This window comes from Streptomyces sp. NPDC103540, assembly GCF_055584445.1.
This window is the reverse complement of sequence record NZ_JBVJMA010000001.1, coordinates 59,787-73,726: the sequence shown is the minus strand read 5'-3', so window position 1 is coordinate 73,726 and position 13,940 is coordinate 59,787. Positions and strand designations below refer to the sequence as shown.

Here is a 13,940-nt window from a genome sequence, read left to right as displayed (position 1 = left end):
GGACGGGTGATCAGAGCGCCGGGAGCTCGGGCAGGTCGTTGCCCGTCACGACGGCGAGGTGGGCGCCCTTGAGGTCGCGGCCGGCGAGCCAGCCGAGCAGCTCGTCGAGGGGGCCTTCGAGGACCACGGGGTCGCCCTCGGTGCCGCCGGTGTGCCAGACCGGCTCGTCCCCGTACCCCTTGAGCGTGACCGGCGGGACGTCGGGGCGGCCGGACCAGCGGTCGGCGAGGAAGGCGATCTCGCGCTCGGTGAACTCCCGCGACAGGTCGGACAGCTCGTAGCCGATGTTCAGGTCGACGTGGTGCAGTTCGACCTCGATGAGCCGGCGGAAGGGCACGTTGGCCGCGAGGTCGGTGACCCCGTTGCGCAGCTCGACGGTGCGCGACCAGTCCTGGTCGGGTTCGGTCGTGGCGAGGAAGCGCTCCCCGGAATCACGGAGGTCCCGCAGGTGTTCCTCCAGGGGGCGACCGGCGTCGCGCGCGATGTCGGAGTCGCGGGCCGTGCCGCTCTCGTACATCGGGCGGCCCTCGAAGACGTTCACGAGGGCGTCGGCGTTGCGGGCGAGGTGGGCCAGGATGTGGCCCCGGGTCCAGCCGGGGAGGTGTGACTCCTCGGACAGGGCGGCGTTGTCCAGTTTCGCGACCGCGGTCAGCAGTCGGTCCGTGGCCTCATGTACGGATCGCAGGTCGTGCACATGATCAGTCATGGATCCGAGCCTAGTGGGCCCCGGGGCCGCGACACACGATCGGGTGAAGCGGTCTCGCGAGTGCCGTAAATCGAATGTGCGTGCTATACGCTCGGAAGTCAGACTCCATCCCATCGCAGAGGCGCCCCCCATACCCTGGACAGCCGGGGCCCGTGCCCCCGCTCTCTCAAGAAAGGTGCGACCGGCGTGACCGACCGTCTCATCGTTCGTGGCGCTCGCGAGCACAACCTGAAGAACGTCTCGCTCGACCTGCCGCGCGACTCCCTCATCGTCTTCACCGGGCTCTCCGGCTCCGGCAAGTCCTCCCTGGCCTTCGACACGATCTTCGCCGAGGGTCAGCGTCGCTACGTCGAGTCGCTCTCCTCCTACGCCCGCCAGTTCCTGGGGCAGATGGACAAGCCCGACGTCGACTTCATCGAGGGCCTCTCCCCGGCCGTCTCCATCGACCAGAAGTCGACCTCGCGCAACCCCCGCTCCACGGTCGGCACCATCACCGAGGTCTACGACTACCTCCGCCTGCTCTTCGCCCGCATCGGCAAGCCGCACTGTCCCGAGTGCCGCCGCCCCATCTCGCGGCAGTCGCCGCAGGCGATCGTCGACAAGGTGCTCGCGCTGCCCGAGGGCAGCCGCTTCCAGGTGCTGTCCCCGCTGGTCCGCGAGCGCAAGGGCGAGTTCGTCGACCTCTTCGCCGACCTCCAGACCAAGGGCTACAGCCGGGCGCGGGTGGACGGCGTGACCGTCCAGCTCTCCGAGCCGCCCACGCTGAAGAAGCAGGAGAAGCACACCATCGAGGTGGTCATCGACCGCCTCACCGTCAAGGACAGTGCCAAGCGCCGGCTCACCGACTCCGTCGAGACCGCCCTCGGCCTCTCCGGCGGCATGGTCATCCTGGACTTCGTCGACCTCGCCGAGGACGACCCCGAGCGCGAGCGGATGTACTCGGAACACCTCTACTGCCCATACGACGACCTGTCCTTCGAGGAGCTGGAGCCGCGCTCCTTCTCCTTCAACTCCCCCTTCGGCGCCTGCCCCGAGTGCACCGGCATCGGCACGCGCATGGAGGTGGACCCGGACCTGATCGTCCCGGACGAGGACAAGTCCCTCGACGAGGGGGCCGTCTCCCCGTGGGCCCTCGGCCACACCAAGGACTACTTCCAGCGGCTGATCGGCGCCCTCGCCGGCGAGCTGGGCTTCCGTACGGACATCCCGTGGGCCGGGCTGCCGCAGCGGGCGAAGAAGGCCCTGCTCCACGGCCACAAGACGCAGATCGAGGTCCGCTACCGCAACCGGTACGGGCGCGAGCGCGCCTACACCACCGCCTTCGAGGGCGCGGTGCCCTTCGTCAAGAGGCGGCACGCCGAGTCCGAGAGCGACGCCAGCCGCGAGCGCTTCGAGGGCTACATGCGCGAGGTGCCCTGCCCGACCTGCGAGGGCACCCGCCTCAAGCCGATCGTGCTCGCGGTGACGGTGATGGAGAAGTCCATCGCCGAGGTCGCCGCGATGTCGATCAGCGAGTGCGCGGACTTCCTCGGCGCGATGCGCCTCGACGCCCGCGACAAGAAGATCGCCGAGCGGGTGCTGAAGGAGGTCAACGAGCGGCTGCGCTTCCTCGTCGACGTCGGCCTCGACTACCTCTCCCTCAACCGCGCCGCCGGCACCCTCTCGGGCGGCGAGGCCCAGCGCATCCGCCTCGCCACGCAGATCGGCTCCGGGCTGGTCGGCGTCCTGTACGTGCTCGACGAGCCCTCCATCGGCCTGCACCAGCGCGACAACCACCGCCTCATCGAGACGCTGGTGCGGCTGCGCGACATGGGCAACACCCTGATCGTCGTCGAGCACGACGAGGACACCATCAAGGTGGCCGACTGGGTGGTGGACATCGGCCCCGGCGCCGGTGAGCACGGCGGCAAGGTGGTGCACAGCGGCTCGCTGAAGGAGCTGCTCCGCAACACCGAGTCGATGACCGGGCAGTACCTCTCGGGCAAGAAGTCCATCCCCGTGCCGGACGTCCGCCGGCCCGTGAACGGCGAGCGCAGGCTCACCGTGCACGGGGCCAAGGAGAACAACCTGCGGGACATCGACGTCTCCTTCCCGCTGGGCGTGCTCACCGCCGTCACCGGCGTCTCGGGATCCGGTAAGTCCACCCTGGTCAACGACATCCTCTACACCCACCTGGCGCGCGAGCTCAACGGCGCCCGCTCGGTACCGGGTCGCCACACCCGGGTGGAGGGCGACGACCTCGTCGACAAGGTGGTCCACGTCGACCAGTCGCCCATCGGTCGGACCCCGCGGTCCAACCCGGCGACGTACACGGGCGTCTTCGACCACGTCCGCAAGCTGTTCGCGGAGACGATGGAGGCGAAGGTCCGCGGCTACCTGCCGGGCCGCTTCTCCTTCAACGTCAAGGGCGGCCGGTGCGAGAACTGCTCCGGCGACGGCACCATCAAGATCGAGATGAACTTCCTGCCGGACGTCTACGTCCCGTGCGAGGTGTGCCACGGCGACCGGTACAACCGGGAGACGCTGGAGGTCCACTACAAGGGCAAGTCCATCGCCGAGGTCCTGAACATGCCGATCGAGGAGGCCCTGGACTTCTTCGAGGCCGTCCCGACGATCGCCCGCCACCTGCGCACGCTCAACGAGGTCGGGCTCGGCTACGTCCGGCTCGGACAGTCCGCGCCCACCCTGTCGGGCGGCGAGGCCCAGCGCGTCAAGCTGGCCTCCGAGCTGCAGAAGCGCTCGACGGGTCGGACGGTGTACGTGCTTGACGAGCCGACGACCGGTCTGCACTTCGAGGACATCAGCAAGCTGATCAAGGTGCTGTCGGGCCTCGTCGACAAGGGGAACTCGGTGATCGTCATCGAGCACAACCTCGACGTCATCAAGACCGCCGACTGGGTCGTGGACATGGGCCCCGAGGGCGGCTACGGCGGCGGTCTCGTCGTCGCGGAGGGCACCCCGGAGCAGGTGGCCTCGGTGGGCGCCAGCCACACCGGCAAGTTCCTGAGGGACATCCTCGGCGCGGAGCGCGTCTCGGACGCGGCGTTGGCCGCCGGCGCGGCGCCGGTCGGGAAGACCGCCGCGAAGCGCACCGCGGCCAGGAAGGCGGCCCCGGCCAAGACCGCGAAGAAGGCCGCCGCCCCGGCGAAGAAGGCGACGACCCGGGCCCGCAAGGCGTAGGGGCCGCCTGTCCTCGGCCCCGTGGGGCCCGGTCGCGCCGACCGGGCCCCACGGGGCCGGGACCGCGGGTCAGGCGGCCACGCCCAGGGCGTGGCCGGCCGTGGTGGGGTCGTTCAGGGTGCGCGGCAGGGTGTCCGCGACGTCCCCGGCGGGAGATGACCTTCCCGCCGGGGAAGTCGGCCCGACGCCACCACCAAGGCCGTCGCCCGCGAGGCCGGCTGCTCGGAGGCCGCGCTCCACAAGCGACGGGAACCCGGCGCGGGACGGCTGCGCCCGGAGGCCGCCTCCGCCGCCGCCCCGCTGCTCGGCGCCTGCTTCCAGCGGGCCTTCTTCCTCCGCTCCTCCGGGTCCGACGTGGTCAGTCCCGTCGAGGATGTCGCCCCGGCCCTCGCCCGGACCCTGTGGGCGGCTGTCGGCCGATCTCCAGCTCGGCCGCGTACGGGGGCTCCGCGCCCGCTCGGGTGCAGGTCAGGGCGGCCGCGTGGGCGGCGTACGCCAGCACCTCGGGCCAGGGGGCCGCGTCCGGGTCCGTGCCGACGAGCCGGTGCAGCAGCGCCGCGTTGACGGTGTCGCCCGCGCCGATCGTGTCGACCACCGGGACCGGCCGCGCGGCCGCGTCGTGGCGCCGCCCGGCCCGCGTCCACACCGTCAGCCCCTCCCCGCCCCGGGTCAGCACCACCGCCGAGGGCCCGGCCGCCAACCAGTCCGGGACCGCGCCGCCCAGCCAGGCCGCGTCCTCCTGCGACAGCTTGAGGACGGAGACGTACGGCAGCCAGCCGAGGAAGCGCTCCCGGTAGGCGGCCGGATCCTCGATCAGCGCCGGGCGGATGTTGGGGTCGAGCAGGGTCAGCAGCCCGCGCCGCGACTCCCGGCGCAACAGGGCCTCGTACGCGCTCGCCCCGGGCTCCAGCACCAGCGAACAGGTCCCGAGCGCGAGGGCCCGGGCCCGCGCCGGCAGCGCGGGCGGCAGCGTGAACAGCCGGTCGGCCGTTCCCTCGGTGTAGAAGCCGTACGCCGCCGAGCCGTCCGGGGCCAGCGAGGGCACGGCCAGCGTGGTCGGCTCCGGACCGCGCCGCACCAGCGAGCAGTCCACCCCGGCGGCGCGCAGCCCGCCGAGCAGGCTCTCGCCGAAGCCGTCCGTCGACACCCGCGAGCAGAAGGCCACCGGCGCGCCGAGGCGCCCGAGCGCGAGCGCGGTGTTGTACGGCCCGCCGCCGGGCCGGGGGAACAGCGCACCGGGGGGCTCCGCGAGGGGCACCAGGTCGATCAGGGCTTCTCCGCCGACGACGATCACGCCGGGAAGGTATCCCATCGGAGGCCTCCGGCGGACCCCCGGTATCGTCGGCGGGGTCGGGTCGTCGCGGCCGGCCGGTCGGGGCGGACCCCGGTCCCCGCCACCCGCGCGCGCCCGGCCCGCGCCCGACCCCCTCGCTCCAGGAGAACCGCATGTCCGCCTCGCAGCCCGCCGCCCGCCGTACCGTCCTCAAGGGCGCCGCCGCGCTCGCCGGGGCCGTCGGCGCCGGAGCGGCCCTGTCGGCGTGCTCCACGGAGACCAACAGCGGCGGAGGCACCCCCGCCGTGCCGACCGAGCCGGTGGAACTGGGCGCGGCGAGCGAGGTCCCGGTGGGCGGGGCGAAGCTGTTCCGCGAGCGCAAGGTCGTCGTCAGCTGCCCGGCCGAGGGGCAGTACACGGCGTTCAGCGCGCAGTGCACGCACGCCGGATGCGTCCTGGACAAGATCGTCGAAGGTCAGGGCAACTGCCCCTGTCACGGCAGCCGCTTCGACGTCGCCACCGGCAAGGTCCTGCGCGGTCCGGCCACCGACCCGCTGCCGTCCGTCCCGGTCAAGGCCGAGAACGGCCGGCTGATCGCGGGCTAGCCCGCGGGGCGGCGGCGCGGTGGGGCGCGCAGGCCTGGTTCCACACCGCCGGCGGCCCCGACGGGGACGGGGGGCACCGCGCGGCGCACCGCGCCGCCGTCATCGACGCGGTCGCCCGCGTCACCGCCCCGGTCCGCGACGCCGGCCGGCCACCGGACGGCGGGCCCCGGCGGGTCGGGCCGTCGGCTCCCGGGGCGGCCCCGCGGGCTACTCCCAGTCCCAGGCGATGCCCAGGATCCCCCGGTGGACCGCCTGTTCCACCAGGTGCACGGCGCGGTGGCGGCCGCTCGGGGTGAGATCGGCCAGGTGCGTGCGCGGGGCGCGCGGGCCCGTACGGGCGAAGCGTCGGCAGCGCACCGGCAGGGCCGCGTCGTCGAAGCGGACCTGGAGCATGTACTGCCCGCCCGCGTAGCTGAAGCCCCGTACGTACTCCGAGCTCCGCGCCCCCGTACCGTCCTCGATCCCGTAGCCGAAGACGTACGTGTCACCGCGCCGCAGGCGGGCGTCGAAGAGCAGCTCGGCGACCACCACGCCGGCCTCCGGGTGGTGGCGCACCCGACCCGTCCGGCAGTTCTCCTGGGCCGTCACCCTCATCCGGGCCGGGTCGCACCCCGGGTCGCCGTGGTGGACGGCGAGGTAGCGGTCGACGCCGTCGCGGTGGGCCCGGACGATCTGCTGGGAGTCCCGCGCGCTCATCTCGCCGCCCGCCCCGATGCGGACGCGCTCGTGGTGGCCCACGGTGTGCAGGCCCCCGTCCGCCGGGAGTTCCATCGCGTCGAGCAGTGCCTCCACCGCCGCGCCGACGCTGACCAGGGCCCGGTACGGGCGGGCGGCGGGGCGTCCGCCCGGACCGGGACCGGGCGGCGGATCGGTCAGGAGCCGCAGCAGGGCGCCGTCGGGCAGCTCCAGGATCTCCTCCAGCGCGCGGACGGCCCGCAGCGACTCCGGCCGGCGGGGGCTGCGCGCGCCCTGCTGCCAGTAACTGAGGCTGGTCACGCCGACCTGGATGCCGCGCGACGCGAGCCGGTGCTGCACCCGGTGCAGGGGCAGGCCGCGGGCGGTGAGGGCGGCGCGCAGGGCGAGGTGGAAGGGGCCACCGCGCAGCAGCCGTCGGAGTTCGGCGGCGTCCGGGTCGCTCGGTCCCTTCGCTCCGCCGGCTCCGGCCGCTGCGCCGGCTCCGGTCGCCCGGGCGTTCTCCGCGTCGCCCATCGCCCGCATGGCGACTCCTCTGTGAACGTTCACACGCGCCGGTGTGGGGGTCCGGGCCGGTGTCGGTGGGGGAGCAGGTGGAACGACAGCAACCGTTCACACCACAGCCCCACCGTTCACACTGCGATGTCACCGCGTATTGAAGCGTGTTGACCTGATCGCGACAACACCCTGATGCTCCTCCACAGCGTCCGGACGCGCTCCTCCACCCCCACATCCCCGCCTCGGGAGGAACGCGATGCGCAACCGAAAGCGGCGGCCGTACCCGGCCGCCCTCCTCACCGCCCTGCTCCTGGCCCTGTCCGCCACCGGTACCGCCGCCGGCACCGCCACCGCCGCCGATGCCGACTCCGCGCTCGCCTCCAAGCGCCTGAACATCACCATGCAGGCACAACAGAAGACCAACTGGTGCTGGGCCGCCGGCGGAAACACGATCGCGACGTGGTTCGGCCGCAACTACAGCCAGAACCAGTTCTGCAACGCCTCCTTCAACCGTCAGCAGGGCACCGAGTGCCCCAACAACCAGGCCACCCTGGGCAACGTGCAGACCGGCCTGCGCTGGGCCGGCGTCAACCCCGGCAGCTACGTCAACGGCTGGCTCCAGTACTCCACCGTGCAGAGCGAGATCAACGCCAACCGACCCGTCGAGACCCGGATCCAGTGGTCCAACGGCGGCGGCCACATGCACGTCCTCTACGGCTACGACACCGCCAACAGCTGGGTCTACTGGGGCGACCCGTGGCCCTCCAGCGACCGCTACAACTGGGCCTCCCACGCCTGGTACGTGGACAACAACACCTTCTCCTGGACCCACTCCCTCTACCGGATCGGGGCGTGAGCGCCGTGAACCAGCGCGCCGGCGCCGCCGCCGTCCTCGCCACCACCGCCCTCCTCGGCCTCGGCCTCGCCCCGAGGGCCGCCGCCGCCCCGGTGCCCCAGCCCGCCACGGCCACCGCCGAGAACCGGGCGGCGGCCCACGAGGCGGCCGTCGCCCCCGACACCCTGGCCACCCTCTCGCGGTTCTTCGCCCGCGAGGGCAGGGTCTCGATCGCCGACGCCCGACCCCGCGTCGAGGGCGAGGCGATCCCCGTGCACCACCTCTCCCCGGAGTTCGTCGCGGGCAAGGCCGGGGCCCCCGTGGCCCGGCTGGAGTTCCTCGCGAGCCGGGCCGTCTCCACCGACGGGCAGCAGGCGGCCCTGTGGACCGCGAAGACGGCGTCCGGCTGGCAGGTGGTGAACATCGCCACCGGCGACGACGAGTTCCGCTACGCCCGCCTCGGCGCCGAGAAGCTCCCCGGGGGCACCGTCTTCCGGGAACCGCAGATCGACGCCTGGTACGTCGCCGGGGACAGCCGCGTCCTCCCGCTGGACGAGGACGCCGTACGGGCCGTGGGGGAGGCGGGCACCACCCTGGCCGGCTACCGGACCCGCGTCACCAAGGCCTACGGGGACAAGCTCCCCGGCTCCTCCTACTCCCGCTCGGGCCGCGCGGGCGGCTTCGAGGAGGCGGCCGGAGCCGCCGCCGGGCCGGGCGATGGGGCGGGGGCGCCCCTGGGCCTGCTCGCCTCGGGGGCCGGGGCGCTCGCGCTCGGCGCCGCCGGATCGGTGCTCCTGCTGCGCCGCCGCCGCACCTCCGCGGAGGCCTGAGCCCCGGGCCTCGGGCCCCGAGGCCCGGGGCCCGGGGCCCGAGGCCCGGGACCGCCCGTGGGGGGGGCAGGGCGTCAGCCCCCGGGCCACGGAGCCCCACCGACCACGCGCCCCGGCGGCCGGAACCGACCGACCGGCCCCCGGGGCGCGTGCCCGTCCCGCCGCTCCCCGCCCCGTACGCCGGCCCTCACCCGGCCGGCGTACGGGGCGCTGTCCCCGGGCGCCAGTAGGGTGGTTGGCATGGCCGACCCTTCCAGTTACCGCCCCCAGCCCGGGCAGGTCCCCGACTCCCCGGGGGTCTACAGGTTCCGCGACGAACACCGCCGGGTCATCTACGTCGGGAAGGCCAAGAGCCTGCGCCAACGCCTGGCCAGCTACTTCCAGGACCTCGCGGGCCTGCACCCCCGTACCGCCACCATGGTCACAACCGCCGCCTCCGTCGAGTGGACGGTGGTCTCCACCGAGGTCGAGGCCCTCCAGCTCGAATACTCCTGGATCAAGGAGTACGACCCCCGCTTCAACGTCAAGTACCGCGACGACAAGAGCTACCCCTCCCTCGCCGTCACCCTGAACGAGCAGTACCCGCGGGTCCAGGTCATGCGCGGTCCCAAGAAGAAGGGCGTGCGCTACTTCGGCCCCTACGGCCACGCCTGGGCCATCCGCGAGACCGTCGACCTGATGCTGCGGGTCTTCCCGGTCCGCACCTGCTCCGCCGGGGTGTTCAAGCGCTCCGCCCAGATCGGCCGCCCCTGCCTCCTCGGCTACATCGGCAAGTGCTCGGCGCCCTGCATCGGCCGGGTCACCCCCGAGGAGCACCGTGAACTCGCCGAGGACTTCTGCGACTTCATGGCCGGCCGGACCGGCACCTACCTCTCCCGGCTGGAACGGCAGATGCACGAGGCCGCCGAGGAGATGGAGTACGAGAAGGCCGCCCGGCTGCGCGACGACATAGGGGCCCTGCGCCGGGCCATGGAGAAGAACGCCGTCGTCCTGGCCGACGCCACCGACGCCGACCTGATCGCCGTCGCCGAGGACGAGCTCGAAGCCGCCGTGCAGATCTTCCACGTACGCGGCGGCCGGGTGCGCGGCCAGCGGGGCTGGGTCACCGACAAGGTCGAGGCCGTCGACACCGCCGGCCTCGTCGAGCACGCCCTCCAGCAGCTCTACGGGGAGGAACAGGGCGAGGCCGTCCCCAAGGAGGTGCTGGTCCCCGCCCTGCCCGAGGACACGCCCGCCCTCGCGGAGTGGCTCGCCGCCCGACGCGGCTCGCAGGTCAGCCTGCGCATCCCGCAGCGCGGGGACAAGAAGGCCCTCATGGAGACCGTCCACCGCAACGCCCAGCAGTCCCTCGCGCTGCACAAGACCAAACGCGCCGCCGACCTCACCACCCGCTCCCGGGCCCTCGAGGAGATCGCCGAGGCCCTGGACCTCGACAGCGCGCCCCTGCGCATCGAGTGCTTCGACATCTCCCACCTCCAGGGCCAGGACGTGGTCGCCTCGATGGTGGTCTTCGAGGACGGACTCGCCCGCAAGAGCGAGTACCGGCGCTTCCAGATCAAGTCCTTCGAGGGCCAGGACGACGTCCGCTCCATGCACGAGGTGGTCTCCCGCCGCTTCCGCCGCTACCTGCAGGAGAAGCAGCGCACCGGCGAGTGGGACCCCCGGGACGCCGCCGGGACCGACACCGCCCTCGACGACACGACCGACGGCCCGCTCGGCGACACGCCCGGGGACGACGGCCGTCCCAAACGATTCGCGTACCCCCCGCAGCTCGTCGTGGTCGACGGCGGAGCCCCGCAGGTCGCCGCCGCCCGACGCGCCCTGGAGGAGCTCGGCGTCGACGACGTCGCCGTGTGCGGCCTGGCCAAGCGCCTGGAGGAGGTCTGGCTGCCGGGCGAGGACGACCCCGTCGTGCTGCCCCGCACCAGCGAGGGCCTCTACCTGCTCCAGCGGGTGCGTGACGAAGCCCACCGCTTCGCCATCCAGTACCAGCGCTCCAAGCGCGGCAAACGCCTGAAATCAAGCCCCCTCGACGAGGTGCCCGGCCTCGGCGAGAGCCGCAAGCAGGCCCTCGTGAAGCACTTCGGTTCGGTGAAGAAGCTGAGACAGGCGACAATCGACCAGATCCGCGAGGTCCCGGGCATAGGCCTCAAGACGGCCGAGGCCGTGGCCGTGGCCCTCGCGCGGGCGACCCCCGCCGCTCCCGCGGTCAACACGGCCACAGGAGAGATCATGGAGGACGAGACCCCCGCGCCCGCGGGGACGCCATCGTCCGAACGGGGGACCGAGCAATGACCGAGCACGAGTCCGATCGCAAGACCGAGCACGACCGAGACGGAGCACAGGTGAGTACGGGCACGACACTGGAGCCCGGCGACAACGCCGAGGCCGCCATCCCCGAGCTGGTGATCATCTCCGGGATGTCCGGGGCCGGCCGCAGTACGGCGGCCAAGTGTCTGGAGGACCTCGGCTGGTTCGTCGTCGACAACCTCCCGCCGGCGCTGATCCCCACCATGGTGGAGCTCGGCGCCCGCTCGCAGGGCAACGTGGCGCGCATCGCCGTCGTCGTCGACGTGCGCGGCCGCCAGTTCTTCGACGCCCTGCGTGAATCGCTCGCCGACCTCGACAGCAAGGGCGTCAACCGGCGCATCGTCTTCCTGGAGTCCTCCGACGACGCCCTGGTACGACGCTTCGAGTCCGTCCGCCGCCCGCACCCCCTCCAGGGCGACGGCCGCATCACCGACGGCATCGCCGCCGAGCGCGACCTGCTGCGCGAGCTGCGCGGAGACGCCGACCTGGTCATCGACACCTCCAGCCTCAACGTCCACGAGCTGCGCGCCAAGATGGACGCCCAGTTCGCCGGCGACGAGGAGCCCGAGCTGCGGGCCACCGTCATGTCCTTCGGCTACAAGTACGGCCTGCCCGTCGACGCCGACCTCGTCGTCGACTGCCGCTTCATCCCCAACCCGCACTGGGTCCCCGAGCTGCGCCCCTTCACCGGGCTCAACGAGGAGGTGTCGGGCTACGTCTTCAGCCAGCCCGGCTCCAAGGAGTTCCTCGACCGCTACACCGAGCTGCTCCAGCTCATCGCCACCGGCTACCGCCGCGAGGGCAAGCGCTACGTGACCATCGCGGTCGGCTGCACCGGCGGCAAGCACCGCAGCGTGGCCATGTCCGAGAAGCTCGCCGCCCGCCTCGCCTCCGAGGGAGTCGAGACCGTCGTCGTCCACCGGGACATGGGGCGCGAGTGACCGGACGCACCCTGCGGCTGCGCCGCCTGCGCCGTCTGACCCCCGGCAGGGGCGAGGACCGCGCGGGCCGCGCGGGCCGCCGCGGCGGCGCCGCGGAGGCGGTCGCGCCCAAGGTCGTCGCCCTCGGCGGCGGCATGGGCCTGTCGGCCTCCCTCGCCGCGCTGCGCCGCATCACCGGCGAGCTGACCGCGGTGGTCACCGTCGCCGACGACGGCGGCTCCAGCGGCCGGCTCCGGGAGGAGCTCGGCGTGCTCCCGCCCGGCGACCTGCGCAAGGCGCTCGCCGCGCTGTGCGGGGACGACGACTGGGGCCAGACCTGGGCCCGCGTCATCCAGCACCGCTTCCAGTCGGCGGGCGACCTCCACGAGCACGCCGTCGGCAACCTGCTGATCGTCGCCCTGTGGGAGCAGCTCGGCGACCCCGTCCAGGCCCTCGACCTCGTCGGCCGGCTGCTGGGCGCCCACGGGCGGGTGCTGCCCATGTCGGCGGTGCCGCTGGAGCTCCAGGCCCTGGTCAAGGGGCACGACCCGGCCCGCCCGGAGGACGTGGACACCGTCCGGGGGCAGGCCACCGTGGCCCTCACCCCCGGCGAGGTGCTCTCCGTGCAGGTCGTGCCGAGCGACCCGCCCGCCGTGCCGGAGGCCGTCGCCGCCGTGCTCGACGCCGACTGGGTGGTCCTGGGTCCCGGATCCTGGTTCTCCTCCGTCATCCCGCACCTGCTGGTGCCGGAACTCCTCGACGCGCTGATCCAGACGAAGGCCCGCAAGGTCCTCTCGTTGAACCTCGCACCGCAGCCCGGCGAAACAGAGGGGTTCTCTCCGCAGCGTCATTTGGAGGTTTTGGCCCGACACGCCCCTAAACTCGCCCTGGACGTGGTGTTGGCCGACGAGGCCGCCGTGCCCGACCGCGAGTCCCTCGCCGAAGCCGCCAAGCGCTTCGGCGCGGCGGTCGAGCTGGCGCCCGTGGCCAGGCAGGACGGCTCTCCGAAACACGATCCGGAGCTGCTGGCCGCCGCGTACGACCGTATTTTTCGGATGCATGGAAGGATCGGCCCATGGCGATGACGCCCGCGGTGAAGGATGAGATCTCCCGCCTCCCCGTCACCCGGACCTGCTGCAGGAAGGCGGAGGTCTCGGCGATCCTTCGGTTCGCCGGCGGGCTGCACCTGGTGAGCGGCCGCATCGTCATCGAGGCCGAACTGGACACGGGGATCGCCGCCCGCAGGCTGCGCAAGGACATCCTGGAGATCTTCGGCCATTCTTCCGACCTGGTCGTGATGGCCCCCGGCGGGCTGCGCCGGGGCAGCCGGTTCGTCGTACGGGTCGTGGCCGGCGGCGACCAGCTGGCGCGCCAGACCGGGCTCGTGGACGGCCGCGGCCGTCCCATCCGGGGTCTTCCCCCGCAGGTGGTCTCCGGGGCCACCTGCGACGCCGAGGCGGCGTGGCGCGGTGCCTTCCTGGCCCACGGCTCCCTCACCGAGCCGGGCAGGTCCTCCTCCCTGGAGGTCACCTGCCCCGGCCCCGAGGCAGCCCTGGCCCTGGTGGGTGCCGCCCGCAGGCTCTCCATCGCCGCCAAGGCGCGCGAGGTGCGCGGCGTGGACCGGGTCGTGGTCCGCGACGGCGACGCCATCGGCGCGCTGCTGACCCGCCTCGGCGCCCACGAGTCGGTGCTGGCCTGGGAGGAGCGGCGGATGCGGCGCGAGGTCCGCGCCACCGCCAACCGCCTGGCCAACTTCGACGACGCCAACCTGCGCCGCTCGGCGCGGGCCGCGGTGGCCGCCGGAGCCCGCGTGCAGCGCGCGCTGGAGATCCTCGGCGAGGAGGTCCCCGAGCACCTCGCCGCCGCCGGCCGGCTGCGCATGGAGCACAAGCAGGCCTCCCTGGAGGAGCTGGGCGCCCTCGCCGACCCGCCGCTGACCAAGGACGCCGTGGCCGGACGCATCCGCCGGCTGCTGGCGATGGCCGACAAGCGGGCCCAGGACCTGGGCATCCCGGGCACCGAATCCAACCTGGACCTCAGCGAGGAGCTGGCCGACAACATGGCCGGCTGACCGCCGGGGCCGCCCGTGT

Annotated in this window: 11 protein-coding genes; 8 read left to right on the top strand and 3 right to left on the bottom strand. The window is 73.2% G+C overall.

The window, feature by feature from the left end; all coding sequences use genetic code 11:
• Positions 1 to 10 precede the first annotated feature (10 nt).
• Complete coding sequence (locus ACZ6ZI_RS00325; RefSeq protein WP_469513852.1) at positions 11 to 706, bottom strand: maleylpyruvate isomerase family mycothiol-dependent enzyme; 696 nt, start codon at positions 704 to 706, stop codon at positions 11 to 13.
• A 186-nt stretch (positions 707 to 892) separates the two neighbouring features.
• Between ACZ6ZI_RS00325 and uvrA the strand changes: the two genes are divergently transcribed.
• Positions 893 to 3,886 carry an excinuclease ABC subunit UvrA gene (gene uvrA, locus ACZ6ZI_RS00320; RefSeq protein WP_469513848.1) on the top strand — a complete coding sequence of 998 codons (2,994 nt, stop codon included), beginning with the start codon at positions 893 to 895 and terminating at the stop codon, positions 3,884 to 3,886.
• A gap of 358 nt (positions 3,887 to 4,244) precedes the next feature.
• Here uvrA and ACZ6ZI_RS00315 read toward each other — a convergent pair whose 3' ends face one another.
• Positions 4,245 to 5,180 carry a carbohydrate kinase family protein gene (locus ACZ6ZI_RS00315; RefSeq protein ID WP_469515730.1) on the bottom strand — a complete coding sequence of 312 codons (936 nt, stop codon included), beginning with the start codon at positions 5,178 to 5,180 and terminating at the stop codon, positions 4,245 to 4,247.
• Positions 5,181 to 5,332: 152 nt separating this feature from the next.
• On the opposite strand from ACZ6ZI_RS00315, the gene ACZ6ZI_RS00310 reads away from it, so the two are divergent.
• The gene (locus ACZ6ZI_RS00310) at positions 5,333 to 5,764 is read left to right on the top strand and encodes a Rieske (2Fe-2S) protein (protein ID WP_363055726.1); all 432 of its coding nucleotides are present in this window, start codon (positions 5,333 to 5,335) and stop codon (positions 5,762 to 5,764) included.
• 207 nt (positions 5,765 to 5,971) lie between these two features.
• Here the strand turns inward: ACZ6ZI_RS00310 and ACZ6ZI_RS00305 are convergent, their stop codons facing one another.
• Entirely contained in the window at positions 5,972 to 7,006 is a 1,035-nt protein-coding gene (locus ACZ6ZI_RS00305; RefSeq protein ID WP_469513845.1) for a hypothetical protein, read from the bottom strand.
• A gap of 205 nt (positions 7,007 to 7,211) precedes the next feature.
• Between ACZ6ZI_RS00305 and ACZ6ZI_RS00300 the strand changes: the two genes are divergently transcribed.
• The 6 genes from ACZ6ZI_RS00300 to whiA all read left to right on the top strand — a co-directional run bounded on the left by ACZ6ZI_RS00300 (position 7,212) and on the right by whiA (position 13,921).
• Positions 7,212 to 7,811 carry a papain-like cysteine protease family protein gene (locus ACZ6ZI_RS00300; protein ID WP_469513842.1) on the top strand — a complete coding sequence of 200 codons (600 nt, stop codon included), beginning with the start codon at positions 7,212 to 7,214 and terminating at the stop codon, positions 7,809 to 7,811.
• Positions 7,808 to 8,620: a hypothetical protein gene (locus tag ACZ6ZI_RS00295; protein WP_469513838.1), complete on the top strand. Its 813-nt coding sequence runs from the start codon at positions 7,808 to 7,810 to the stop codon at positions 8,618 to 8,620. The genes ACZ6ZI_RS00300 and ACZ6ZI_RS00295 overlap by 4 nt, the downstream gene beginning before the upstream one ends.
• Before the next feature lie 240 nt (positions 8,621 to 8,860).
• Entirely contained in the window at positions 8,861 to 10,915 is a 2,055-nt protein-coding gene (uvrC, locus tag ACZ6ZI_RS00290) for an excinuclease ABC subunit UvrC (protein WP_469513835.1), read from the top strand.
• Entirely contained in the window at positions 10,912 to 11,871 is a 960-nt protein-coding gene (gene rapZ / locus ACZ6ZI_RS00285; protein WP_363055719.1) for an RNase adapter RapZ, read from the top strand. The genes uvrC and rapZ overlap by 4 nt, the downstream gene beginning before the upstream one ends.
• Complete coding sequence (locus ACZ6ZI_RS00280) at positions 11,868 to 12,935, top strand: gluconeogenesis factor YvcK family protein (protein ID WP_363055718.1); 1,068 nt, start codon at positions 11,868 to 11,870, stop codon at positions 12,933 to 12,935. The genes rapZ and ACZ6ZI_RS00280 overlap by 4 nt, the downstream gene beginning before the upstream one ends.
• Positions 12,926 to 13,921: a DNA-binding protein WhiA gene (gene whiA / locus ACZ6ZI_RS00275; protein WP_030237199.1), complete on the top strand. Its 996-nt coding sequence runs from the start codon at positions 12,926 to 12,928 to the stop codon at positions 13,919 to 13,921. The genes ACZ6ZI_RS00280 and whiA overlap by 10 nt, the downstream gene beginning before the upstream one ends.
• Positions 13,922 to 13,940: the final 19 nt, after the last annotated feature.

Coding starts and splice junctions, on each gene's coding strand:
- whiA (WP_030237199.1), top strand. CDS start 12,926: ATGGCGATGACGCCCGCGGTGAAGGATGAGATCTCCCGCCTCCCCGTC.
- ACZ6ZI_RS00310 (WP_363055726.1), top strand. CDS start 5,333: ATGTCCGCCTCGCAGCCCGCCGCCCGCCGTACCGTCCTCAAGGGCGCC.
- ACZ6ZI_RS00300 (WP_469513842.1), top strand. CDS start 7,212: ATGCGCAACCGAAAGCGGCGGCCGTACCCGGCCGCCCTCCTCACCGCC.
- uvrC (WP_469513835.1), top strand. CDS start 8,861: ATGGCCGACCCTTCCAGTTACCGCCCCCAGCCCGGGCAGGTCCCCGAC.
- rapZ (WP_363055719.1), top strand. CDS start 10,912: ATGACCGAGCACGAGTCCGATCGCAAGACCGAGCACGACCGAGACGGA.
- ACZ6ZI_RS00325 (WP_469513852.1), bottom strand. CDS start 706: ATGACTGATCATGTGCACGACCTGCGATCCGTACATGAGGCCACGGAC.